This is a genomic window from Paenibacillus sp. 01T422, from assembly GCF_056398785.1.
Map to the genome: position 1 here is coordinate 1 of NZ_JBFTQB010001597.1, position 518 is coordinate 518.

The window sequence follows — 518 nt, forward strand, 5'->3', positions numbered from 1 at the left end:
GGATTTTACATAGTCCTTTTGATCCGAATATTGATACTATCATGACTACTCGATCCCACGGTCCAAGTGTTGAAGAAATGATACGCGCAGATATAATCTGTTTTGCAGATATACCGATCTCTGATCTTGCAATTCATATGAATAAATACAGCAGATTTGGTGTTTCGTTTAAAAGGGAGTTCTTGGTTAAAAATGGGGCAAGCCCTRTATTTTATATCGCTAATGAAGCAATTAGAAGTGATGGACGTACCTTTGGGAGAGACTATCTGGAAAGCATACATCTTTATTACGACTTTATTCTCCCGCATATTCATAACCTACAATCAGATTTGATTAAGGAGAATAATCCTGACCTTAAAGCTCAAATTGAAAAAAAAGTAGATCAAGCACTTGAAGTAGACGCATTCTTTGCCCGCTTATTTGCATATCTGAAACCATTTGATTCAAGTAAACAATTTAATGATCCAGACAATTACTATATGGAACGCGAATGGAGAATTTTTGGGAAATTAAAATTT

1 protein-coding gene is annotated in these 518 nt (G+C 35.0%); it reads left to right on the top strand.

The features are described from left to right. A partial coding sequence (locus AC1DUA_RS40355) for an abortive infection system antitoxin AbiGi family protein (RefSeq protein WP_477504981.1) occupies nucleotides 1–518 on the top strand: 518 nt, incomplete at both ends.